This is a genomic window from Neorhizobium tunisiense, assembly GCF_039631515.1.
Taxonomy (GTDB): Bacteria; Pseudomonadota; Alphaproteobacteria; order Rhizobiales; family Rhizobiaceae; genus Neorhizobium.
Genome location: NZ_JBDIUU010000002.1, coordinates 397325 through 420166 on the forward strand (window position 1 = coordinate 397325; position 22842 = coordinate 420166).

At 61.2% G+C, this 22842-nt stretch carries 19 protein-coding genes, 1 tRNA gene and 1 pseudogene; 10 read left to right on the top strand and 11 right to left on the bottom strand.

Annotated features, from left to right (window positions below):
* Together ABCW43_RS10940 and ABCW43_RS10945 are read left to right on the top strand one after the other, a co-directional pair.
* Complete coding sequence (locus tag ABCW43_RS10940; RefSeq protein ID WP_345924097.1) at positions 1-2286, top strand: glycosyltransferase family 4 protein; 2286 nt, start codon at positions 1-3, stop codon at positions 2284-2286.
* Between the two features lie 27 nt (positions 2287-2313).
* Positions 2314-3612, top strand: coding sequence for a glycoside hydrolase family 130 protein (locus tag ABCW43_RS10945; protein ID WP_345924099.1), 1299 nt, complete (start codon positions 2314-2316; stop codon positions 3610-3612).
* A 128-nt stretch (positions 3613-3740) separates the two neighbouring features.
* Here the strand turns inward: ABCW43_RS10945 and ABCW43_RS10950 are convergent, their stop codons facing one another.
* The 3 genes and pseudogenes from ABCW43_RS10950 to ABCW43_RS10960 form a co-directional block, all read right to left on the bottom strand.
* Positions 3741-3908: a hypothetical protein gene (locus ABCW43_RS10950; RefSeq protein ID WP_345924101.1), complete on the bottom strand. Its 168-nt coding sequence runs from the start codon at positions 3906-3908 to the stop codon at positions 3741-3743.
* A 73-nt stretch (positions 3909-3981) separates the two neighbouring features.
* Positions 3982-4374: a hypothetical protein gene (locus ABCW43_RS10955; protein WP_345924103.1), complete on the bottom strand. Its 393-nt coding sequence runs from the start codon at positions 4372-4374 to the stop codon at positions 3982-3984.
* A 141-nt stretch (positions 4375-4515) separates the two neighbouring features.
* A pseudogene (locus tag ABCW43_RS10960) lies at positions 4516-4610 on the bottom strand (co-chaperone GroES); the annotation flags it as partial.
* 318 nt (positions 4611-4928) lie between these two features.
* Here ABCW43_RS10960 and ABCW43_RS10965 point away from each other — a divergent pair.
* The gene (locus ABCW43_RS10965) at positions 4929-5495 is read left to right on the top strand and encodes a hypothetical protein (RefSeq protein WP_345924105.1); all 567 of its coding nucleotides are present in this window, start codon (positions 4929-4931) and stop codon (positions 5493-5495) included.
* Positions 5496-5840: 345 nt separating this feature from the next.
* Here the strand turns inward: ABCW43_RS10965 and ABCW43_RS28815 are convergent, their stop codons facing one another.
* The 3 genes from ABCW43_RS28815 to cpdR1 form a co-directional block, all read right to left on the bottom strand.
* Positions 5841-6155 (bottom strand): DUF982 domain-containing protein, encoded by a 315-nt coding sequence (locus ABCW43_RS28815; protein WP_445738923.1) that lies wholly within the window; start codon positions 6153-6155, stop codon positions 5841-5843.
* Between the two features lie 500 nt (positions 6156-6655).
* Positions 6656-6730, bottom strand: a tRNA-Val gene (locus ABCW43_RS10970).
* A 105-nt stretch (positions 6731-6835) separates the two neighbouring features.
* Positions 6836-7198: a response regulator CpdR1 gene (gene cpdR1 / locus ABCW43_RS10975; RefSeq protein WP_037077221.1), complete on the bottom strand. Its 363-nt coding sequence runs from the start codon at positions 7196-7198 to the stop codon at positions 6836-6838.
* A 184-nt stretch (positions 7199-7382) separates the two neighbouring features.
* Between cpdR1 and ABCW43_RS10980 the strand changes: the two genes are divergently transcribed.
* Together ABCW43_RS10980 and hisN are read left to right on the top strand one after the other, a co-directional pair.
* The gene (locus ABCW43_RS10980; RefSeq protein ID WP_345924113.1) at positions 7383-8267 is read left to right on the top strand and encodes an N-formylglutamate amidohydrolase; all 885 of its coding nucleotides are present in this window, start codon (positions 7383-7385) and stop codon (positions 8265-8267) included.
* Between the two features lie 350 nt (positions 8268-8617).
* Positions 8618-9394 carry a histidinol-phosphatase gene (gene hisN / locus ABCW43_RS10985; protein WP_345924115.1) on the top strand — a complete coding sequence of 259 codons (777 nt, stop codon included), beginning with the start codon at positions 8618-8620 and terminating at the stop codon, positions 9392-9394.
* A 20-nt stretch (positions 9395-9414) separates the two neighbouring features.
* Here hisN and ABCW43_RS10990 read toward each other — a convergent pair whose 3' ends face one another.
* The gene (locus tag ABCW43_RS10990; protein WP_345925421.1) at positions 9415-10383 is read right to left on the bottom strand and encodes an alpha/beta fold hydrolase; all 969 of its coding nucleotides are present in this window, start codon (positions 10381-10383) and stop codon (positions 9415-9417) included.
* Positions 10384-10638: 255 nt separating this feature from the next.
* Here ABCW43_RS10990 and ABCW43_RS10995 point away from each other — a divergent pair, with 255 nt between their 5' ends.
* Entirely contained in the window at positions 10639-11022 is a 384-nt protein-coding gene (locus ABCW43_RS10995) for a YciI family protein (RefSeq protein ID WP_345924117.1), read from the top strand.
* A 359-nt stretch (positions 11023-11381) separates the two neighbouring features.
* On the top strand, positions 11382-11864 hold the full coding sequence (locus ABCW43_RS11000; RefSeq protein WP_345924119.1) for an Hsp20 family protein: 483 nt from the start codon (positions 11382-11384) through the stop codon (positions 11862-11864).
* An 89-nt stretch (positions 11865-11953) separates the two neighbouring features.
* Here the strand turns inward: ABCW43_RS11000 and ABCW43_RS11005 are convergent, their stop codons facing one another.
* From ABCW43_RS11005 to ABCW43_RS11015, 3 genes are all read right to left on the bottom strand, one after another.
* A complete protein-coding gene (locus ABCW43_RS11005) occupies positions 11954-12367 on the bottom strand; it encodes a DUF2442 domain-containing protein (RefSeq protein WP_345924122.1) in 414 nt (137 codons plus the stop codon).
* Positions 12354-12602 (bottom strand): DUF4160 domain-containing protein, encoded by a 249-nt coding sequence (locus ABCW43_RS11010; protein WP_345924124.1) that lies wholly within the window; start codon positions 12600-12602, stop codon positions 12354-12356. Before ABCW43_RS11010 ends, ABCW43_RS11005 begins: the two co-directional genes overlap by 14 nt.
* 84 nt (positions 12603-12686) lie before the next feature.
* Positions 12687-13688: a bile acid:sodium symporter family protein gene (locus ABCW43_RS11015; protein ID WP_345924126.1), complete on the bottom strand. Its 1002-nt coding sequence runs from the start codon at positions 13686-13688 to the stop codon at positions 12687-12689.
* A gap of 89 nt (positions 13689-13777) precedes the next feature.
* Between ABCW43_RS11015 and ABCW43_RS11020 the strand changes: the two genes are divergently transcribed.
* On the top strand, positions 13778-14635 hold the full coding sequence (locus ABCW43_RS11020) for a LysR family transcriptional regulator (RefSeq protein WP_345924127.1): 858 nt from the start codon (positions 13778-13780) through the stop codon (positions 14633-14635).
* A gap of 207 nt (positions 14636-14842) precedes the next feature.
* On the opposite strand, the gene ABCW43_RS11025 is transcribed toward ABCW43_RS11020, so the two are convergent.
* Positions 14843-15895, bottom strand: a complete 1053-nt coding sequence (locus ABCW43_RS11025) for a threonine aldolase family protein (protein ID WP_345924128.1) — start codon at positions 15893-15895, stop codon at positions 14843-14845.
* A gap of 479 nt (positions 15896-16374) precedes the next feature.
* Here ABCW43_RS11025 and gltB point away from each other — a divergent pair, with 479 nt between their 5' ends.
* Positions 16375-21108: a glutamate synthase large subunit gene (gene gltB, locus ABCW43_RS11030; protein ID WP_445738924.1), complete on the top strand. Its 4734-nt coding sequence runs from the start codon at positions 16375-16377 to the stop codon at positions 21106-21108.
* Between the two features lie 65 nt (positions 21109-21173).
* The gene (locus ABCW43_RS11035) at positions 21174-22628 is read left to right on the top strand and encodes a glutamate synthase subunit beta (protein ID WP_345924132.1); all 1455 of its coding nucleotides are present in this window, start codon (positions 21174-21176) and stop codon (positions 22626-22628) included.
* Positions 22629-22842: the final 214 nt, after the last annotated feature.

Consider the following 22842-nt stretch of genomic DNA (forward strand, 5'->3'; position numbering starts at 1 on the left):
ATGACCCTACTCAGGAAAATTGCATTCATCGGCAATTCGCTCCCGCGTCGCTGCGGCATCGCGACCTTCACCAGCGATCTTCAACAGGCGGTTTCTCAATCCCCGGCAAAGGTGGAGACGGTCATCGTGGCAATGAACGATCACGGCCATACCTATGATTACCCTCCCAGTGTCTCGCTTCAAATACGTGACGAAAACCTCGAGGACTATATCAGCACGGCCGAGGCCCTGAATGCCGGACGATTCGACGTAGTTTGTCTCCAGCATGAATTCGGAATTTTCGGCGGCGAAGCCGGTAGCTATATTCTGGAACTGATGTCGCGCCTGAACATGCCGATCGTGACGACCCTGCACACGGTTCTTGCCGAACCCAATGCAGCCCAGCGGCGCGTTCTGACGCGGATTATCGAGACATCAGCAAAGGTCATCGTCATGGCCGAGAAAGGCCGTGCGCTTTTGCGTCAGGTCTATGATGCCCCGGCAGACAAAATCGAAGTGGTGCCGCATGGGATTCCCGACATCGCCTTCGCGGAAACGGACCTCGCAAAGGCGAAACTCGGTTTCAGTGATAGGCCGGTTATCCTGACATTCGGACTGCTTTCGCCCAACAAGGGCATAGAGGTGATGATCGATGCGATGCCTCTGATCCTGGAAAGCAGCCCGGACGCTGTCTATGTAGTGCTCGGCGCGACCCACCCCAATCTTATCCGCAATCAGGGCGAGGCCTATCGCGAGAGCCTCATTGCCCGGGTGCAGGCGCTCGGCATCGAAAACCACGTCGTTTTCCTCGACCAGTTTGTCGACCAGGCGAAGCTCCTGGACTTCATTTCCATGTGCGACGTCTATGCAACGCCTTATCTGAATGAGGCGCAGATGACATCGGGCACCCTCGCTTACAGTTTCGGCTTGGGAAAAGCGGTCGTTTCGACACCCTATTGGCATGCGCGCGAACTTCTGGCCGAGGGCCGCGGCATTCTGGTTGCGTCCGGTGATGTAAAAGCCATCGGCACCGAGATCGCGGGATTGCTGACGGATGACACAAGGCGTGATGCCATGCGTGCGCGTGCTTATGCCAGCAGCCGGTCGATGACGTGGCAAAGGACGGCCGAGCGTTATGTGGCCGTCTTCGAGACCGCCAAGCGACATTTACGGCCCGTCGCAACCGCTGCCGGGGAGAGAAATGCTCCAACACGCGACGTCCCCGTTCTGCCGGATACGCAGCTCACCTATTTCCTTTCCATGTGCGACGACACAGGCCTTTTCCAACATGCGGTCCATTCGGTACCTGATCGCGCGCACGGATACTGCGTCGATGACAATGCACGGGCATTGCTTCTGGCGAGCGCCCTCAACACGTCCGGCGAAAAATCTCTACCGGAAATGCTGACGAGCCGATTTGCATCCTTCGTGCAACACGCCTGGAATCCCGACAGGAAGCATTTTCGCAACTTCATGGGCTTCGACCGGAGATGGCTCGAAGACTTGGGCTCCGAGGACAGCCATGGGCGCACGCTCTGGGCACTGGGAGAATGTGCCCGCAGCGATACCAATCCGTCCCGCCGCAACTGGGCTGCAGCCCTTTTCGCGGACGCTCTGCCGACGGTGGAAATGTTTCGCTCACCGCGCGCCTGGGCTTTCACCCTCCTTGGGCTGGATGGCTATTGTGCCATAAGGGGAGAGGATCTTTTCGCCAAACGGATGCGCCGTCTTCTCGCAGACCGTCTGATGGATATCCTGGTTCGTGTGGAGACGGGGGATTGGACCTGGTTCGAGGAAGGCCTCTCTTATGACAACGCACGCCTGCCCCAGGCGCTGATCCTCACCGGCCGCGCCAGCGGAACATCCGCGTATGTCGTTGCGGGTATGCGGACCCTGCGTTGGCTGATGACAAAGCAGACGGCGCCGGGGGGGCATTTCCGGCCGATCGGAACCGATGGTTTCGGCGATATCCGAAAGCCTCCCCAGGAGTTTGATCAGCAGCCGCTCGAGGCCACGGCGACGATCTCGGCTTGTCTTGCCGCCTGGCACGCCGATCAAGGTGTAGAATGGAAAAACGGTGCCATCAGCGCATTTGCTTGGTTTCTCGGCAGCAACGATCTTTCCCAGACACTCGTCGACATCGACACGGGCAGTTGTCGCGACGGACTGCACCGTCTGCGCGTCAACGAGAACCGGGGTGGCGAATCTGTAATCTCCTATCTTCTGGCCCTTGTGGAGTTTCGCAGGTTCGCCCGTGTCAGCGAGCAGCCTGCAGAACCCGCCCCTCTTCGCGCCCTCTGCGCCTAATCGCCAATCAGATCAATTGAGGTCCCTTTGTCACAAGCCACTTTTCTAAACCGTCAGGCCCTTTTCCTACGCCCCGATTCGTCGCGCGTCGTCGTGCGACCTTTCAGGCCTGCCACCGAACCGAGGGACCTCAATCCCACCGAAAAATCGCGGGCAAACCATATCGTCGATCGCGTTCTGGCGCTGGACCTGGAGATGACGGAAATCCTTCTCGCCGACGTCCTGGAGAATTTCGAGGGCCGCCACCGTAATCTGCTCGCGACGTTCGAAACCCGGGCAGCGGAAATGGAGGAGGCATTCGCGCCTCACGCCAACTTCACGAAAAAACAACGTCAACTTGTTGGCGCGTATTTTCTCAATGAATATTCCTTCGAAGCATCTGCGTTATTCAATCCCAGTATTGTCTCCCATCCGGATCAATCCGGTCTGGAAAAGGGGAGCCGGCGTTTCGTTCTCAGCTTGCGCGCCGTCGGCGAAGGGCACGTGTCGTCCCTGACATTCCGTACCGGCGTGATCGCCGCCGATGGCGGCATTGACATCGATCCCACGGTGCGGCTCGCTTCCACGCCAACCGTCACGGCGCGCACATCCGTTGCGGCAGGCGAGCGGGTCGACGTCAGCTTCGGTTCGGACCAGTCGATCAGCGAGCGGGTCATCTTTCCGATCACATCCGCTCAGTCGAATGGGATCGAGGACGCGCGGTTTGTCGAATTCGAGGACAACGGCGAGAAGACATTTTACGCGACCTATACCGCCTATAACGGCATGGGCATCCGCTCGGAACTGCTGGAGACCAAGGATTTCGTGTCTTTTCGCTTGAGCCCACTCGCAGGCACCGTAGCCAGGAACAAGGGAATGGGCCTGTTTCCTCGCAAGATCGATGGCCGCTACGCGATGATCGGCCGGCAGGATAGTGAGAACCTCTACCTCATCTATTCCGACGACCTCTATACCTGGAATGGCGGGCAGTTGATCCTCGGCCCCAAGTTTCCATGGGAGTTCGTTCAGATGGGCAATTGCGGCTCGCCGATTGAGCTCGACGAGGGCTGGCTGCTGCTGACCCACGGCGTCGGCGCCGTCCGCAAATATGCTATCGGTGCGGCACTGCTCGATAAACAGGATCCCTCCAAGGTCATCGCCCGTTCGCGGGAACCGCTGGTGCGGCCGGAACCATCGGAGCGGGAAGGGTATGTGCCGAACGTCGTCTATACCTGCGGCGCCATGCGCCACAACGACCAGATCGTCCTGCCATACGCGATATGCGACACGTTCTCGAATTTCTCGACGATCAAGATTGCAGATCTTCTGCGAACGCTCGACGGCTAAGCCATCGCATTCGGCCGTCGCGGCGCAAGCCACGTTAACCTTCAGCGGATCGGTCTTTCTCAATCCCGGGCGTGGTCAGGCCATACCCGGGATTGCCTATGCGTGGACGAAGCAGATGCGGAATAATCCTAGATAAGACGGTCGTCTTCCTTTGCCGGCAGTGAACGGCGACGCGCGCTTTCCTCTGCCGATTTCTTGTGTCCTTCGAAGGCGGCCTCTCGGACCTCGTCGAAGCGGTTTTTTTCGATCTCTGGCGGCAGGGGTTCTGCAGCGACTTTCTTTTCGAAACGGATCATGAAGTCATTCTCCTGTTTGGCAGATGGAGGACGCGCCCCGGTGACAGGGCACCAAGCGATATCGAGGAGGCGGTTAGGCGGCCAGGGCAGTGCTGCAGCCTTCGGCAATGCGGCTGTCGGCGGAGGTCTGGCCCGGCATGGTGGCCCAGCCGCCGGCTTCGATAAACTGCCGCTTCCTGTAGCTGTCGGGGATGGCCTTGAGTTCGGTCAGTTTCGTTGCTGCGTCCGGTGCCGCGTTGAAACGCTGGACGCAGATGGCGGTGGCGAGTTCGCCCCGAGCCGTATCGCCCGCAGTCACAGACAAGGCTCGCGACGAGCCGCCCGTCACCCAGCCGCCCCAGTTGAACCCGACGACGATGGTGGCGATCACTGTGATGACGCACGCCCATACGAGAACTGTTTTGCTGGCTTGGTAGTTGTCGAAACGCTCGACGATCGAAATCTTGCCGCTGCTTTGCGTGGCCAATGGAATATCCCTTCATGGATGTTGCGGGTCCGCTCCCGGCCGCGCCGGCCGAGCGGTTCAGGCACGGCTCTCAGTATCCCATCCCGGCATACCGCCGTTGACGGCTGCAGGTTCTTTCACGAGCACGTCGGCGATCATTGCCTCGGCGGTATCAGGAACGATAATCCCGCCCTTGATTTGAGTTCGCCTTCGGCGCGACTGATGACGACGCGGTCGTGGAGTGGGCGGAATTCCATGGGAGTCTTTCTGCGGCCGGCGCATAGGGCGGCTGCAATCTCTATGTAGCCCCTCTGGCATTCGATTGATAGGATTGCCATCGCTCACCGTTCCGCCTTTTTCGTTGGGCGCTCTTCACACAAGGCCATCGTCATAACCACGCGGGAAGTTGTGATCAGCGAACTGACCCGGAACCTGCTGAGATGTCACTTATTTAGGCCGATAGCGAATGGTTCAAAATTTGGCGTTGGACTTGTCGGTCGCCACGTGAGCTAGTCAGCGGAGGCCAAGTTTCCCGCTCCGGAATTCGGAAGACCCATCAACAAGGCTAAAGCATCATGAAACCGACGGCGTTCGATGGACAGGTTGTGAATATTGCCGAGAGTTCACACCCGGCGGAGGCTCTGGGCAACCGCCCGACGGTCAACTCGGCGGGAGACCCCGCCACTGGCCTGAGACAACGCATCGCGGCCACGGTGAATGCTGCTCGAGCGCAACGAGAATCCGAGCTGCGGCAGGCCTCGGATCGCGCGAACGCAGAGCGACGGGAAATACAGCAAAAGGCAAAGAACGCATTGCTGATGCTTCTGAGCGACGACGTCATAAATTCCATCATCGGAAAGCATGCCGGTCTGGGCGAACTTTATGTCGGAACGATCCAAGTGACGAAGCGTGGAGTCGAACTCATCAGGAGCGGCGGAGCGGGAGCATCGCATATGATGGGTGACAGGCTCGATCTCAGATTTGACGGAGGCATTCTGCAGGCAGGCCAACAACTGAAATCGCTCGAATTTCAAAGTCGTGTACTGGAATTGCAGACGCATGGCATCAGGGTTGACGGGGTGCACGACGCTTCGGCACAAGCCATTTTGATTACGTTCGACTATGAGAATGCGGTGGGCTGACGCCTGCTCTAGCTGGGCGTGTGGCCATCGGGAATGAGATCGACCTCTACGGGATTTAGTGCTGCTTGGCGTGGGTCGAGGCGCTCGAAGCGGGCAACGAGGAGGTCCCTGTCAGCCTAGCGGTTTGGCTGGATGCGGCGATGGCGCAATGTTCGGCAATACGCAAATCGACTTCGCGGGGTCAGCGACACGCCTTCCGCGATCAGGAGATCGATGTTGGGATGGCACACGCCAGATGATCCCTGAAGGACACTCATCACCGCGGTTGATGCCCGAGAGGTTGGTGCCGCGGGTGGCCCCCGCGCACAAGGCGAAGTCAGGACGAACAGCCAAGCTCACCCTGTACTAGGCAAGAACATACGCCTCAATGGCGGCTGCTATGAATGCCTCGCGAGCTACGGAGCTCGAACGACTATGGAAGAGCGCGCCCTCGCACGCTTGTTTGGCGGCTTGATACTGTTTATCGCGCTCAGGCGGCCAACGTCTTTCAAGGAATTCCAGCCCGTCCGCAGCGTTCTCTATCATTTCAGGCGAACCGTAACCGATGCGAACAGCAACGGGAGTGCCCCACTGAACGCCCGCTATGTAGGCCGGTACTCGCTTCCACGGCATGACAGTTCTCCTCCCGGCACAATACTGGAGGTAGTACGACGCGCTCATTCCCGCCACTTAGCAACAACAATCGGACGTTTGCACCCACCTCGACGCTACCCAACTGGCGGACCCCCATCGGCTACCCGCTTTCAGCATGGTCATATGGCGTATAGGTGAGGCTCGGATCCACGTTTCGTATGCCTGCGCTGCTACGTACCCGTTCCTTTCGCGCGTGCCGGCACCGGCGTAAGCCCCGCTCGGGTCGTCCGGGCCAATGGGTCATCCTCGACGGAACAACTGAGCGCAGCACAGGATGCGGCGAGGATGGTCGCGCAACCACACCTGCATCACCTGGATGCTTCAGCGAGGCGTCTCGTTCTGGGTGGTCTCTGGCTTGACGGGGACTTCCGAGAAGACCTCCGTGACACGTACGGGCACCACTCGCCCCATCACCTGGAGACCGCCAAACGGCGATTCCATGGGCGAAACTTAGGCAAATAAACTAAGCGAGGACAATGGGTTATGTCGTCAACCTCATAAACGCCTGCGCGGGCAGGGGAACCGGATGGTGGGCGTGACAGGGATTGAACCTGTGACCCCTACGATGTCAACGTAGTGCTCTCCCGCTGAGCTACACGCCCATCCGTGGCGGCGCATAGACCATAGACTGGTCGGGCCGTCAACAGGTTTTTGCCATGAAATGCGAAGGTTTTTTGAAGGCCTTGCAGATCAGGGCTTTTGGCGGCTTAGGCCGCCAAAAGCTTGTTCACTTCGTCCACCAGATCGCGCAGGTGGAAGGGCTTCGACAGCACCTTGGCATCCTTCGGAGCCTTGGAATCGGAGTTCAGCGCGACGGCCGCAAAACCGGTGATGAACATCACCTTGAGATCCGGGTCGAGTTCGGTCGCCCGGCGGGCAAGCTCGATCCCGTCCATCTCCGGCATGACGATGTCGGTCAGGAGCAGCGAGAAGGGCTCTTCGCGCAACCGGTCATAGGCGCTCGCGCCATTGTCGAAGGACGCGACCTTGTAGCCCGCCTTTTCAAGCGCCTTCACCAGGAAACGACGCATGTCGTTATCGTCTTCGGCGAGAAGGATTTTCTGAATCATCTCCAGGACCGTTATCCAATGCAAAATTTTAGAGTTGTCGGTATCTCTTACACTGCCTACGCGCGGTAAACATCCGTTTAATGAGGGTGTAAGAGGATTTGGTAGGGTATAGATAGTATGGACTTCGCCTCGGGCAACTGGCAACATGAGTTCCTGAACAAGTTCGTGACATGGTAAAGGCAGGATGGATTGCAACGCGGGTGATTTTGAACACTTCGAAGTGAGGGAGCCCGCCACGCAGACTATCCCCTTCGTTTTCAATTCGCCTCACAGCGGCAGCTTCTACCCGCCTGAATTTCTCGCCGAGAGCGGCCTTGATTCGCTCTCCATCCGCCGCTCCGCAGACCATTATGTCGACGAGCTTTTCGCGGATGCGCCTGAACTCGGTGCGCCGCTGCTTCTCGCCCATTTCCCGCGCGCCTATCTCGACGTCAACCGCGAGCCCTACGAACTCGATCCGCGGATGTTCGACGGGCCTTTGCCGCCTTTCGTCAATATCGGCTCGATGCGGGTCGCGGGCGGACTCGGCACGATCCCGCGCATCGTCGCCGAAAACATGGAAATCTACCGCCGCCGGCTGCCGGTCGACGAGGCGATGTCGCGCATCGAGACGATCTACAAGCCTTATCACGCCTGCCTTCGCAAGCTGATCGCCCGTACCCATGCGCGCTTCGGGCTCGCCATCCTGATCGACTGCCATTCGATGCCGGGCAATATCCGGCTCTCCGGTTCGGACGTGCGGCCGGACTTCATCATCGGCGACCGCTACGGTACCAGCGCGTCTGCCGAACTTTCACGGGCGGCGATGCAGTTCCTCGACGGCATGGGTTTTTCCGCCGTGCGCAACAAGCCCTATGCCGGCGGCTTCATTACCGAGCACTACGGGCGGCCAGTGCGCGGCCTGCATGCCCTGCAGATCGAGATCAACAGGGCGCTTTACGTGGACGAGATGACGCTTGCCAGGCGGCCGGAGTTCCCGGTGGTCGCAGCCGCCCTTTCCACCTTCATGCGGCAGATGGCGGACTTCGTCGTCGACTTTTCCGGCGACGGCGCGCTGGCAGCCGAATAACAGTCCTAGAGTTTTCCACAGGCTTGAGCGTTTGCCGGCGGGTTAGCAGGCTCGCGCGCTCGATCGCGGGCAAAAAAAACCGCGCTTGTGGGCGCGGCTAAGTCTAGGGAGGAAACACCCAAGGAGGGTATTTACAGTCAAAGACTGTGCATTGAAGCTACGAGTGCGCTGCACAAATGTCAAGCATGTTTTTCGGCTGATTAAATATGCGCCATTTTTAGGCGGTTTGATGAGTTTTTCGGCGCAGGGTTGGTTGTTTTTGGATTTTCTGCGCGTGGTCACGCGAATCGGGTTTTCAGTTTCAGGCCAGTATCCTAGAAGAGATCACCTCTTCCTCAGCGGATCTCCCTATGCTCCCCGATCGCGACTTCTTCGATGTGCTTGCCGCCGCCGCCAAGGCAGAGACCCTGCCACGCTTCCGCACCGGACTTTCGGTGGTCAATAAGCTGATGGGCGGATTCGATCCGGTGACCGAAGGCGACCGCGCCGCCGAGACGGCAATACGGGCGCTGATCGCCGAACGCTTTCCGGAACACGGCATCCTCGGCGAGGAGCATGAGAATGTCGGCCTTGACCGCGAACATATCTGGGTGATCGATCCGATCGACGGCACCCGCGCCTTCATTTCCGGCCTGCCTGTCTGGGGCACGCTGATCGGGTTCCAGTCGAACGGCCGCGCCGCGATGGGGCTGATGGACCAGCCGTTTATCGGCGAGCGTTATTTCGCCGACGGCATGCGCTCCTGGTATTCCGGCCCGGACGGTGAGCGGCAGATTTCGGTGCGCGACTGCGGCAGCCTTGCCGATGCCACCCTGTTCACCACCTCGCCGCATATCTTCGGCGGCGACGATCTGGCGAAATACCGTTCGGTCGAGGAAAAGGTGCGGCTGTTCCGTTACGGCTGCGATTGTTATGCCTATGTGCTGCTCGCATCCGGCCATGTGGATATCGTCGTGGAGAACAATCTGAAGCCCTACGACGTCGGCGCGCTGATCCCGATCATCGAGCAGGCGGGCGGCATTATCACCACCTGGGATGGCGGGCGGCCGGAAAACGGCGGTAATATTCTCGCGGCCGGCAGCAAGGCCGTGCATGCGGAAGCGATGAAGCTGCTTTCCGGCAAATAGGCAGCAAGATCATCCGGCGATCAGGCCGCGGTTTCGGAAAGTCCGAAGCCGCCGTCCTGGCCGGGCATGAAGGCCTCGATGGCCGCCAGCCCCTGGGCGCGGTAGATATCCCTGTCGTGGAAAAGCTCGTGGCGCGCGCCGTTGATGGTGATGAGCTGGCCGGCGCGGAAGTTGCGTGACAGCTCCTCCTGCGCTGCATAGGGGACGATAGCGTCGAGGACGGGAGCGAGGATCAGGGTCGGGATGGTGATTTTCGTCAGATGCGACTGCGAGGACACCCGGCGCGCGGCCTTGAAGGTCTCGTGCAGCCAGCGGGCCGTTGGCGGACCGATCGTCAGCTCCGGGTGGGCGGCGCCGATCTCCATGTTGCGGGCGTAACGTTTCGGGTCCGAGGTCAGCGGATTGCCTTCGAAGGCGCGATTGCTGCGGTTGGTGCCCATCGAGACGCCACCGAAGCCGGTCCAGCTTGCCAATCCCGCGAGTGAGCGGATCAGCCCTTCCGGCACGCCTTGGCCGGACAACGCCACATAAGGGGCCGCGAGCGCCATGCGGTTGATGCGGTTGGAAAGCCGCGGGGCAGCAGACAGCGCGATCAGGGCGCCGGTCGAGTGGGCGACCAGGAAGAAGGGCAGGCGGGCATCCGGCAGGACAATGTGTTCGAGGAAGATCTCGAGATCCCGCTCGTAGTCGGAAAAGCGGCGGACATGGCCCTTGCGCGGATTTTTCGTCAGGCGCTGCGAGCCGCCCTGACCGCGCAGGTCGAAGGTCGCGACCCATAGGCCCATGGCGTTCAGGTCCCGGATCGTCTCGAAATATTTCTCGATGCACTCATTGCGGCCCTGCATGAGCACGACGGTGCCGATCGCCGGCGACATCCCGGAGCGAAACAGGCCGTAGCGCAGCCTGGTGCCGCGATGGCCGGTGAAATAGCCGGCCGTGTAGTTGGCCGGGGCCGGGTTGCCGGGCGTCGGATGGAGAATGTCGTCGATGGAATCTGCCGCTTCGGTCATGGCGGTCAGCGTCAGGCAGAGGCAGCGGGACGTCAAGGGAAAAGCGCAGTGCGTGGCATTCAATGAGGTGCCAGGACGATTTCGGAGAAATCGGAGGCTTGCACCCCGCCGGCCAAACATGTGTATTCAGCCGCGTTTACAGATTTCCGGATGTTTGTCGGTCCGCCTGAGCGTGAGAGTGTGCGTGAGGAGGCGGATCGGCGTCAGCCGACGGATCATGAGGGAGACAAGCCGATGTATTACGCAATTCTTGCCTATCACCAGGAGGGAGTGGTCGAATCCTGGACAAAGGAGGAGGACGAGGCCCTGATGGTCGATCTGCTGCAGATCAACGACCGCCTGGTTACGCAAAAGTCCTTGGGGCCGGCCGCACGGCTCGGCCCGACGGAGGGCGCCGTGACCCTGCGTGGCAAGGGCGAAGGCATGGTGATCGACGGTCCGTTTGCCGAGACCAAGGAACAGTTGCTCGGCTTCTACGTGGTGGATTTCCCGACCATCGACGGAGCTATCGCGGCGGCGCGGGAGCTTCGCCGCGCCAATCCGACGGCGGTTTACGAGATCAGGCCGATCCTGCTTTACCTGCCGGGTGCTTCGCTGGAGATGCGGGACGAGGGCTGAAGGTTCCTCTTCGGCAGAGGACAACAAAAAGAAGCCGGAATCGCGGGTCTAGGGATACCCTAAGCGATTCCGGCAATTGAAGACCGAAGCGAAGGGACGAATGGAGCTTCGGTCGAGAGAGACAGTCTGCCTTCCACGGTCTGTTCTATCAAAACGATCCTGAACCGGCCCGAAACGGGCTGTTCATGTCAGGTTCACGCGTAAAACGGCGCTGTGAACCGGGGTCTTGAAGCCGCGAAAACCAATCACCATCTGAACTCTGCGGGCGCCACAAAGGGCCTGCTGAACGCGACCGACATCGCCATTACGGGATGCGGGAGCATAATTTAACCGCAACGTCGCTTCCCAAGGAGGACACCATGCGTCACGTCGATTTCTCTCCCCTTTACCGCTCCACCGTCGGTTTCGACCGTCTTTTCAACCTGCTCGACAATCGCGGACCGGCCGACCACACCCCCAGCTATCCGCCCTACAATATCGAGCGGACCGGCGATAACACCTATCGCATCACCATGGCCGTTGCCGGTTTCGACGAAAAGGAACTGAGCCTCGAAGCCCATGCGAACGTGCTGACCGTGAAGGGTGAAAAGAGCGAGGACGAAACCGCTGCCGACCAGAGCGAATACCTCTATCGCGGCATCGCCAAGCGCGCCTTCGAGCGCCGCTTCCAGCTCGCCGATCATGTCGAAGTGCAGTCCGCTTCGCTGAAGAACGGCCTGCTCCATATCGACCTCCTCCGGAACATTCCGGAAGCCATGAAGCCCCGTCGCATCGCGATTGCCGCAGACGCAGTCGCTCCGAAGACGATCGAGGCCCAGGTCGCCCCGCAGCAGGTCAACTAACCCGCTGCCGGGTTACCGGTCGATATAGTCGAGCAAGCCCAATGCGGCCCTTCCTCTTGGGGGAAGGGCCGTTTTTTCGTTTTGAGGGGCTAATTTGCGGCAATCTTCCGCGGACGTCCGCCTTTGCGGCCATTTTCCCGGGCCGCTGCCGTTTTGGTCGCCGAGCGGACCTTGCCTCCGGCGGCGCCCAGTTGAGCGGCCATCCAGCGTTTCGATCCAAAAATGCCCTGGAGGAGGCCCGGGACGTAAACGTCAGCGTCGAGTTTCGGCCAGTGCAGGCCAAGGCCTGTCGCGCTGATCTCGATCTCAGAAAGCTCTTTCTCGGAAGCTTCCGAAAGCCCTTCGATCTTCCTTGCCGGGATCGCGACCTGGACATCGGTGTTGAGACCGATGACGATGCGGGACGAGCGTCGATCGTAACGTGCAGAGACGGCATAACCCGCTTCCCGTTGAGCCTGCATGCGTTCCTCGGCTGCTCTCAGTTGCTGTTCAGAAATCGCCATGATGGGCACTCCATGCCGCACAAAGGGCGGCTATTTCTTCTGCGAGGGTTTCCTCGATGCTGCGGAGTTCCGCGAGCTTGAAACCGTAGCTCTCCCGCAACTCCAGTGGTCCGCCGGGGCAATTCAGAATGAAGACCGCTTCTCCGCCGGCTCCCTTCACATGGACATGCGCGGGACGGTGATCGTTCGGATAGATCACGACGCGCAGGCCAGCGAAACGTAGAACGGTCGGCATGGTTTAATATAATAAAACCCAAGCGCTTTGGAAAGTGCCTGGGTTTCAATCTCTCATCTGGAAACGGAGAGCAATGTCGGCCCCTCAGGCCGCAACCGGCGCCGTCACGGCTTCCTTCTTCACTTTCAGGCGGTTGGCATATTTCTGGGCGATAACGGCGCAGGCCATGAGCTGGATCTGGTGGAAGAGCATCAGCGGCAGGACGATGGCGCCGATCGAGGAGGACTGGCCGGCGAAGATGGCGTTGGCCATCGGCACGCCGCTCGCCAGCGACTTTTTCGAGCCGGCGAAGGTGATGGTGATCTCGTCTTCCTTGTTGAAGCCAAGTGCCCGGCTGCCGAACATGGTGATGCACAGCACGACTGCCAGAAGCGCCATGTCGACCAGGATGACGACGCCGATATCGAGGGCCGAAAAAGTGTGCCAGAGGCCTTCCATGACAGCTTCCGAGAACGCCAGGTAGACGACCATCAGGATCGAGCCGCGGTCGACGGGGGCGAGCATCTTCTTCTTGGAGCGGATCCAGTTGCCGATCCAGGGCTGCAGGATCTGGCCGACGACGAAGGGGGCGAGCAGTTGCAGCAGGATGCTTTCCAGTGCATCCCAGGAGAAGCCGGCGTCGCCGGTGGTCGAGAGCAGGACGCCGGCGAGCAGCGGCGTCAGGAACATGCCGAAGATGTTGGAGCCGGAGGCGGCGCAGATCGCCGCCGGCACGTTGCCGCCGGCAATCGAGGTGAAGGCGATCGAGGACTGTACCGTCGAGGGGAGCACGCAGAGGAAAAGGATGCCGGCATAGAGCGGCGGCGCCAGGATATCGTCCGGAATGAAGCCGATCATCAGCCCGAGGATCGGGAAGATCGCAAACGTCGTCAGCAGGATCGTCAGGTGCAGGCGCCAGTGCAGGATGCCGGCTACCACCACGTCGCGCGACAGGCGCGCGCCATGCAGGAAGAACAACAGGCCGATGGCGATATCGGTCGCGACGTTGAACCAGTCTGCATAGACGCCGTGGATCGGCAGGACCGAGGCGAGGATGACGGTGCAGACGAGAAGGACCGTGAAGCGGTCCGGCAGAAAACGGCTCATGGGCGGATTTCCTCGGATTTGAGGATTTACCCATCACTTATCATGAAGCAGAATTCAAACACTAACAGTTATCACGATAACGGATAGCCATGCTGAACCTTCACCATCTGAACAGTTTCGTCATGCTGCAGCAGACCGGCAGTTTTACCGAAGCGGCAGCCCGGCTCGGCATCGGCCAGTCGACCGTGACCCAGCATATCCAGCGGCTTGAAAAATCGCTCGGCCGTCAATTGGTGTTTCGCGATACCCATCAGGTGAAGCTGACGGCGGAGGGCGAGGCGTTGCTCGGCTATGCGCGCGGCATGCTGGATATGAACGGCAAGGTCGCCTCGCTGTTCGGCGAAAGCCGGCTGCGTGGGCGGCTGCGGCTCGGGGTTTCGGAAGACGTGGTGGCGAGCCGGCTGACCTCGATCCTGGAGGACTTCATCCGGCTTTATCCGCTGGTCGATCTGGAGCTGACCGTGGCGCTCTCGGCCGTGCTCTACCAGATGCAGGATATCGGCGATCTCGACCTGGTGCTCGCCAAGCGGCATATCGGCGAGACGCATGGGCGGCTGCTCTATCGCGAACCGCTGGTCTGGCTGGCGCGCGATCCGGACCATGTCCTGTCACGCGGCGATGCGTTGCCGCTGATCGCCTTTCCGCCGCCGAGCATTACCCGGCGGGTGGCCCAGGAAGCGCTCGATCGGGAAAAGGTGCCCTGGCGGATCGTCTGCACCTGCGGCAGCCTGAGCGGGCTGACGGCGGCGGCAAGGGCCGGCATGGGCGTGCTCGTGCAGCCGCGCAGCATGGCGCCGGCGGGGCTGAAGGAGATCCCCGGAGACCGGCTGCCGGTGCTGGAAGACGTGGAATTCGTGCTCGTCCCCCGGCGCGGCGCCGATGCCGCGCTGACGGAGGCGCTGTCGAGCCTGATCGTGGCGCAGATCGCGCCGCAGAATTTGGGGTGAGGGGGCGGTCCGGCAAGCTCCCTTCTCCCCCCTTGCGGGGGAGATGTCACCGGAGGTGACAGAGGGGGGTGGTGCTGCAAACTCAATTGACGAAGAGTGGGCGGCAGCCCCCTCTGTCCTGCCGGACATCTCCCCCACAAGGGGGGAGATCGAATCGCGGCGCCGTCCTTGCCCCAATCCGCGCAAGCTTGGCAGTCAAACGAAACCTCAGCCCGCCTTGCAGATCGACAGGAACTGGTCGATATCCTCTTCGGTGGTCGCAAACGAGGTGACGAGGCGGATCAGGGTTTCGTCATCGCTGACCGGCTCCGGCATGTTGGTCGGCACCGGCCAGCCGTAGAATTTCGCACCCTGCGCTTCCGCAGCCTCTGCCGATGCCTTGTTGAGTACGGCAAAAACCTCGTTGGAGGTCGTGTTCCAGGCAAGCCGCGTGCTGTTCAGCGAGCCGATGCCGGCGCGCAGCCGGTCGGCCATGCTGTTGGCGTGGCTTGCCATGTTGAGCCAGAGGCCGTCGGCAAGATAGGCATCGAACTGAGCCGAGATGAAACGGGTCTTGGAAAAGAGCTGGGCGGCGCGCTTGCGGATGAAGGCGAAATCAGTGGCGAGTTTCGGATTGAAGAAGACGATCGCTTCCGCGCACCAGCAGCCGTTCTTGGTGCCGCCGAAGGAAAGGATATCGATGCCGCGTTTCCAGGTCATTTCGGCGGGCGAGACGTCGAGAGAGACCAGTGCGTTGGCAAAACGGGCGCCGTCCATATGCACGGGCAGGCCGTTCGCCTTTGCTATTGCGGTGATCGCGTCGATCTCGTCGAGCGTGTAGATGGTGCCGGTCTCTGTCGCCTGGGTAAGGGTGACGGCGGCGGCGCGGCCGTGATGCAGCGAATCCTGCGGGAAGCCGGCGATGCGGGAGCTAAGCTTCGCCGGATCCATCTTGCCGTCTTCACCCTCAACCGGAACCATGCGCATGCCGGAAAAGAAGTCGGGCGCGCCGCATTCGTCCTCGATCACATGCGCTTCCGAATGGGAAAAGGCGACGCCGCCGACCCGCGCGATGCTGGCGAGCGACAGCGAATTGGCAGCCGTGCCGGTGGAGACGAAATAGACGGAGACGTCGCGCTCGAAGATCTCGTTGAAACGGGTTTCGACCGCCTTGTCCAGATCGCTGTTGCCATAGGCGGCGGCGAACCGGGTCGACTCCTTGGAGAGGCGTTCATTGATGGAGGGATGGGCGCCGGCCCAATTGTCGGAAGCGAAAAACATTCTGAAAAATACCCTGGAAGTTTTGTCTCGGAAGCGTGCGGAGATTAATCTTTTTGAACCGGTAATCAATCGGTGAGGATGGCAGAGGAGGCCAAAACGGTTAGGTCAGCAGGCGCCACGCTTTAAAAGGCGGCCAGTTGTAATTAAATTTCGACATCTACGCCATTCGGCGTAATCTTCTGTCGCTAGATGCGGCAGATTTTTAACAACCGCTCTTGTCGCGAGTTAACTTCTATGGCATAGATTTTGGAAATTAGGACAGAAGTGCTGTCCTAATTTCGGGAAAAGAAGCGCCGATGGATGCGTCTTTCCCGCTGACGTTTGCGCCGATCCGCGTTATGCTGCGCTGCGAAGCTGTAGCTGAGGCCGGAGCGGCGCCATCGCATGAAACACGGGATGGAGCTTGGGCTTGTCATCCCCAAGAGACAATTGAGAGCCACTTTGCCCGCTGCCGAAGGCGGCCAACAGGAGGAATGACGATGACGAAGACCATCTCCGAGATATCAGGCCCGGCTCATCACGCCGAAGCCCCGGTGTCCACCGAGACGAAAGCTCGCATTCCCTTTGTCGCCAGCGGCATTCCCGCGCGCCAGGGCCTCTATGACCCGCGCAACGAGCACGATGCCTGCGGCGTCGGTTTCATCGCCCATATGAAGGGCAAGAAGTCGCACCAGATCGTCAAGGACGGCCTGTTCATCCTCGAAAACCTGACGCATCGCGGTGCCGTCGGCGCCGACCCGCTGATGGGCGACGGTGCCGGCATTCTGGTGCAGATCCCCGACCGTTTCTTCCGCGAGGAAATGGCGGCGCAGGGCGTCACCCTGCCGAAGGCCGGTGAATACGCCGTCGGTCACATCTTCATGCCGCGCAAGGCCGACGAGATCGAGCACTACAAGAAGGTGATCGAGGATGTCATCGCGGAGGAGGGGCAGCAGTTCCTCGGCTTCCGCGACGTTCCGGTCGACAACTCGTCGCTCTCCAAGGCGCCGGACATCGCCGCCACCGAGCCGCATCACGTGCAGGTCTTCATCGGCGCCGGCAAGGACGCCGCGACCAACCACGATTTCGAGCGCAAGCTGTTCCTGATCCGCAAGGTGATCTCCAACCGCATCTATGACGCCTTCGGCGGCGTCGATATGGGCTTCTATCCGGTGTCGCTGTCGTCCTCGACGATCGTCTACAAGGGCATGTTCCTGGCCTACCAGGTCGGCGCCTATTACAAGGATTTGGCCGACCCTCGGTTCGAGACGGCAGTGGCGCTGGTGCATCAGCGTTTCTCGACCAACACTTTCCCGTCCTGGAAGCTCGCGCATCCCTACCGCATGGTCGCCCATAACGGCGAAATCAACACCCTGCGCGGCAACGTCAACTGGATGGCGGCGCGCCAGGCGTCGGTCTCCTCTCCGCTGTTCGGTGAGGATATTTCCAAGCTCTGGCCGATCTCCTACGAAGGCCAGTCGGACACGGCCTGTTTCGACAACGCGCTCGAATTCCTCGTGCGCGGCGGTTATTCGCTCGCCCATGCGGTGATGATGCTGATCCCGGAAGCCTGGGCCGGCAACCAGTCGATGGCGCCGGAACGCAAGGCCTTCTACGAATACCACGCAGCCCTGATGGAGCCGTGGGACGGCCCGGCCGCGGTTGCCTTCACCGACGGCCGCCAGATCGGCGCGACGCTCGACCGCAACGGCCTGCGTCCGGCTCGCTATATGGTGACCGACGACGACCGCATCATCATGGCGTCGGAATCCGGCGTGCTGCCGGTGCCGGAAGAGAGCATCATCAAGAAGTGGCGCCTGCAGCCCGGCAAGATGCTGCTGATCGACATGGAAAAGGGCCAGATCGTCTCCGACGAGGAGCTGAAGTCCGAACTCGCGACCAAGCATCCCTATGGCAAGTGGCTGGACAAGACCCAGCTCATCCTCGAAGACCTGAAGCCGGTGGAGCCGCGGGCGCTGCGCCGTGACGTGTCGCTGCTCGACCGCCAGCAGGCCTTCGGCTACACGTCGGAAGACACCAAGATCCTGATGTCGCCGATGGCGACGACCGGCCAGGAAGCCATCGGCTCGATGGGCACCGATACGCCGATCTCGGCCATGTCTGAAAAGTCGAAGCTGCTCTACACCTATTTCAAGCAGAACTTTGCACAGGTCACCAACCCGCCGATCGACCCGATCCGCGAGGAACTGGTGATGAGCCTGGTATCGTTCATCGGCCCGCGTCCGAACATTCTCGACCACGAGGGGGCGGCGAACGCCAAGCGGCTGGAAGTGCGCCAGCCGATCCTGACCAATGGCGATCTCGAGAAGATCCGCTCGATCGGCCACACGGAAGACCGGTTCGACACCAAGACGCTCGATTTCACCTATGACATCGAGCGCGGTGCCGAAGGCATGCCGGAAATGCTCGACCGGCTCTGTGAACGCGCCGAAGCCGCGGTCAAGGGCGGCTACAACATCATCGTGCTGTCCGACCGCCAGATCGGCCCGGACCGGATCGCTATTCCGGCGCTGCTTGCAACCGCGGCCGTGCACCATCACCTGATCCGCAAGGGCCTGCGCACCTCGGTCGGCCTCGTCGTCGAAAGCGGCGAGCCGCGCGAGATCCATCACTTCTGCTGTCTCGCCGGTTACGGCGCCGAGGCGATCAACCCGTATCTCGCCTTCGACACGCTGACCGACATGCATGCGCGCGGCGAATTCCCCAAGGAAGTCGACGCCCAGGAAATCGTCTACCGCTATATCAAGGCGGTCGGTAAGGGCATCCTCAAGGTCATGTCCAAGATGGGCATCTCGACCTACCAGTCCTATTGCGGCGCGCAAATTTTTGATGCGATCGGCCTGTCCTCGGCTCTGGTCGAGAAGTATTTCTTCGGCACGGCTTCGAACATCGAGGGTGTCGGTCTGGAAGAGATCGCCCAGGAAACGGTTTCCCGGCACCATGCCGCCTTCGGCAAGGACCCGGTCCTTGCCTCGACGCTCGATATCGGCGGCGAATATGCCTACCGCATGCGCGGCGAAAGCCATGCCTGGACGCCGGATGTGGTCGCGACCCTGCAGCATGCCGTGCGCGGCAACAGCCAGGACCGTTACCGCGAATTCGCCGAGATGGTGAACGAAAGCGCGGTTCGGATGAACACCATACGCGGCCTGTTCAAGATCAAGACGGCGGGCGAGATTGGTCGCACGCCGGTTTCGATCGATGACGTGGAGCCGGCGGTCGATATCGTCAAGCGGTTCTCGACCGGCGCCATGTCGTTCGGCTCGATTTCCCGCGAGGCGCATACCACGCTCGCCATCGCCATGAACCGGATCGGCGGCAAGTCGAACACCGGCGAGGGCGGCGAGGAGAGCGACCGCTACATGCCGCTGCCGGACGGAAGCCAGAACCCGGAACGCTCGGCGATCAAGCAGGTCGCGTCCGGCCGCTTCGGCGTGACGACCGAATACCTGGTCAACGCCGACATGCTGCAGATCAAGGTTGCGCAGGGTGCGAAGCCCGGCGAAGGCGGCCAGCTGCCCGGCCACAAGGTGGATGCAACGGTCGCCAAGACCCGGCATTCGACCCCCGGCGTCGGCCTCATCTCGCCGCCGCCGCACCATGACATCTATTCGATCGAAGATCTGGCGCAACTGATCTACGACCTGAAGAACGTCAACCCGACCTCGGACATTTCCGTCAAGCTCGTCTCGGAAGTGGGCGTCGGCACGGTTGCCGCGGGCGTTGCCAAGGCGCGCGCCGACCATATCACGGTCGCCGGCTTCGACGGCGGCACCGGCGCTTCGCCGCTGACCTCGCTGAAGCATGCGGGTTCGCCCTGGGAAATCGGCCTTGCCGAAACCCAGCAGACGCTGGTGCTGAACGGGCTTCGTTCGCGCATCGCCCTGCAGGTGGATGGTGGCCTGAAGACCGGCCGTGACGTCATCATCGGCGCGCTGCTGGGTGCGGACGAATTCGGTTTCGCGACGGCTCCGGTCATCGCCGCCGGCTGCATCATGATGCGCAAGTGCCACCTGAACACCTGTCCCGTCGGCGTTGCCACCCAGGATCCGGTGCTGCGCAAGCGCTTCAAGGGCACGCCCGAGCATGTGATCAACTACTTCTTCTTCGTCGCCGAAGAAGTGCGTGAGATCCTGGCTTCGCTCGGCTTCACCCGCTTCGACGAGATCATCGGCATGGTCGAGCTTCTGGAAAAGGACGAGATGATCGCCCACTGGAAGTCCAAGGGTCTCGATTTCTCGAAGATCTTCCATAAGGTCGAGGCTCCGAAGAACGCCACATACTGGACCGAACGCCAGAAGCACCCGATCGACGACATTCTCGATCGCAAGCTGATCGAGAAGTCGCAGCCTGCGCTCGAAAACAAGGAGCCGGTCGTTTTCGAAGTGCCGATCAGGAACGTCGACCGCTCCGCCGGCGCGATGCTTTCGGGTGCGCTTGCCAAGCGCTGGCGCCACAAGGGCCTCAAGGACGACACCATCCATGTGACGCTGCGCGGCACGGCCGGGCAGTCGTTCGGCGCGTTCCTTGCGCATGGCATCACCTTCGATCTGGTCGGTGACGGCAACGACTATGTCGGCAAGGGTCTTTCGGGTGGCCGCATCATCGTCCGCCCGCCGGAAAATTCGAAGATCGTTGCGGAGAACTCGATCATCGTCGGCAACACGGTTCTCTACGGCGCGATCACCGGTGAATGCTATTTCCGCGGCGTTGCCGGCGAGCGTTTCGCCGTGCGCAACTCGGGCGCCATCGCGGTCGTCGAAGGCGTCGGTGACCACGGCTGCGAATACATGACCGGCGGCATCGTCGTCGTGCTCGGCGAGACGGGGCGCAACTTCGCGGCCGGCATGTCCGGCGGCGTGGCCTACGTGCTGGACGAGAGCGGCGATTTCGCCAAGCGCTGCAACATGGCGATGGTCGAACTCGAGCCGGTTCCGGAAGAGGACGACATGCTGGAGAAGCTGCACCATCACGGCGGCGACCTCATGCACAAGGGACGCGTCGACGTTTCCGAGGACATGACGCGCCACGACGAGGAGCGCCTCTACCAGCTGATCTCCAACCACCTGCACTACACGGGCTCCAACCGCGCCAAGGAAATCCTCGACCGCTGGAGCGAATACCGGCCGAAATTCCGCAAGGTCATGCCGGTCGAATACCGGCGTGCTCTGGTGGAGATGGAGCGGATGCGGATGGGCGTCGCTGCGGAATAAGTTTCGCGCGGGTTGTTAGGTTTTAACCGGCTGCGGTAGCGGCAGGACGGATTGAGGGTTTAAACATGGGCAAGGTAACGGGTTTCCTGGAGATCGACCGGCAGGTGGGCAAGTATCAGCCGGCTTCCGACCGCATCCGCCATTTCCGCGAATTCACCATCCCGATGTCGGATGCGGAGATCACCAAGCAGGCGGCGCGCTGCATGGACTGTGGCATTCCCTATTGCCATGGCCCGACCGGCTGTCCGGTTCACAACCAGATTCCGGACTGGAACGACCTCGTCTACAACAACAAGTGGGAGGAGGCGATCCGCAACCTCCATTCCACCAACAACTTCCCGGAATTCACCGGCCGAGTCTGCCCCGCTCCTTGCGAGGAAGCCTGCACGCTGAACCTCGAGGATGCGCCGGTCGCGATCAAGACGGTCGAGCAGGCGATCGCCGACAAGGCCTATGAGCTCGGCTTCATCGCGCCGCAGCCCGCAACCGTTCATACCGGCAAGAAGGTCGCGATCATCGGCTCCGGTCCCGCCGGCCTGGCTGCCGCCCAGCAGCTCGGCCGCGCCGGCCATGAAGTGCATGTCTACGAGCGTGAATCCAAGGCCGGCGGCCTGCTGCGCTACGGCATCCCGGACTTCAAGATGGAGAAGAATTTTATCGACCGCCGGGTCGAGCAGATCACCGGCGAGGGGGTGACCTTCCATTACGGTGCCAATATCGGCGTCGATATCCCGGTCGAGAAGCTGATCGCCGAGCATGATGCGGTGCTCTATTGCGGCGGTTCGGAAACCCCGCGCCCGGCCGGCATTCCGGGCGTCGATCTGCATGGCGTCTATGATGCGATGCCTTACCTCGTGCAGCAGAACCGTCGCCTCGGCCGCGAGAACATCGAGAGCGTCGCCTGGGCGGCCGATCCGATTCTCGCCGGCGCCAAGCATGTGGTCGTCGTCGGCGGCGGTGACACGGCCTCGGACTGCGTCGGCACGGCCTTCCGCCAGGGCGCCGTCAAGGTGACCCAGCTCGACATTCGCCCGCAGCCGCCGGAAAAGGAAGACAAGCTCGCCGTCTGGCCGTTCTGGGCCACCAAGATGCGGACCTCGTCTTCTCAGGCCGAAGGTGCGGTGCGCGAGTTCCAGGTGGCGACGCTCGAATTTGTCGGCGAAGACGGCCAGCTCACCGGCGTGCGCTGCTGCGAAGTCGACGAAAGCCGCAAGCCGATCGCCGGCACGGATTTCATCATCAAGGCCGATCTCGCCTTCATCGCCATCGGTTTCTCCGGTCCGCTGACGGACGGGGTGCTGAACGAGCTCGAAGGCAAGCTGACGCTCAATGTCGACCGCCGCGGCTCGACCAACGTGGTCGCCAACGACAGGGACTACAGGACCTCGGTCGACAAGTTCTGGACCGCCGGCGACGTGCGCCGCGGCCAGTCCCTGGTCGTCTGGGCGATCCGCGAAGGCCGCCAGGCGGCGCGGGCGATCGATGAGGCACTGATGGGAAGCTCGGTCCTGCCGCGGTAAGGCGGTGGGTTTGCGCGGTATTCTCCCAATGATCCCCCTTGAAGAGGAGATGTCACGAAGGTGACAGAGGGGGTAGTGCCGCGAACTCAACTGCCGAAGAGTATGCCGCGGCACCCCCCTCTGCCCTGCCGGGCATCTCCCCCACAAGGGGGGAGATTGGATGTGGCGCGGTTTCGCTCTCTCTCCGACATTGTGCGTGACCGGTCCCTCGCGA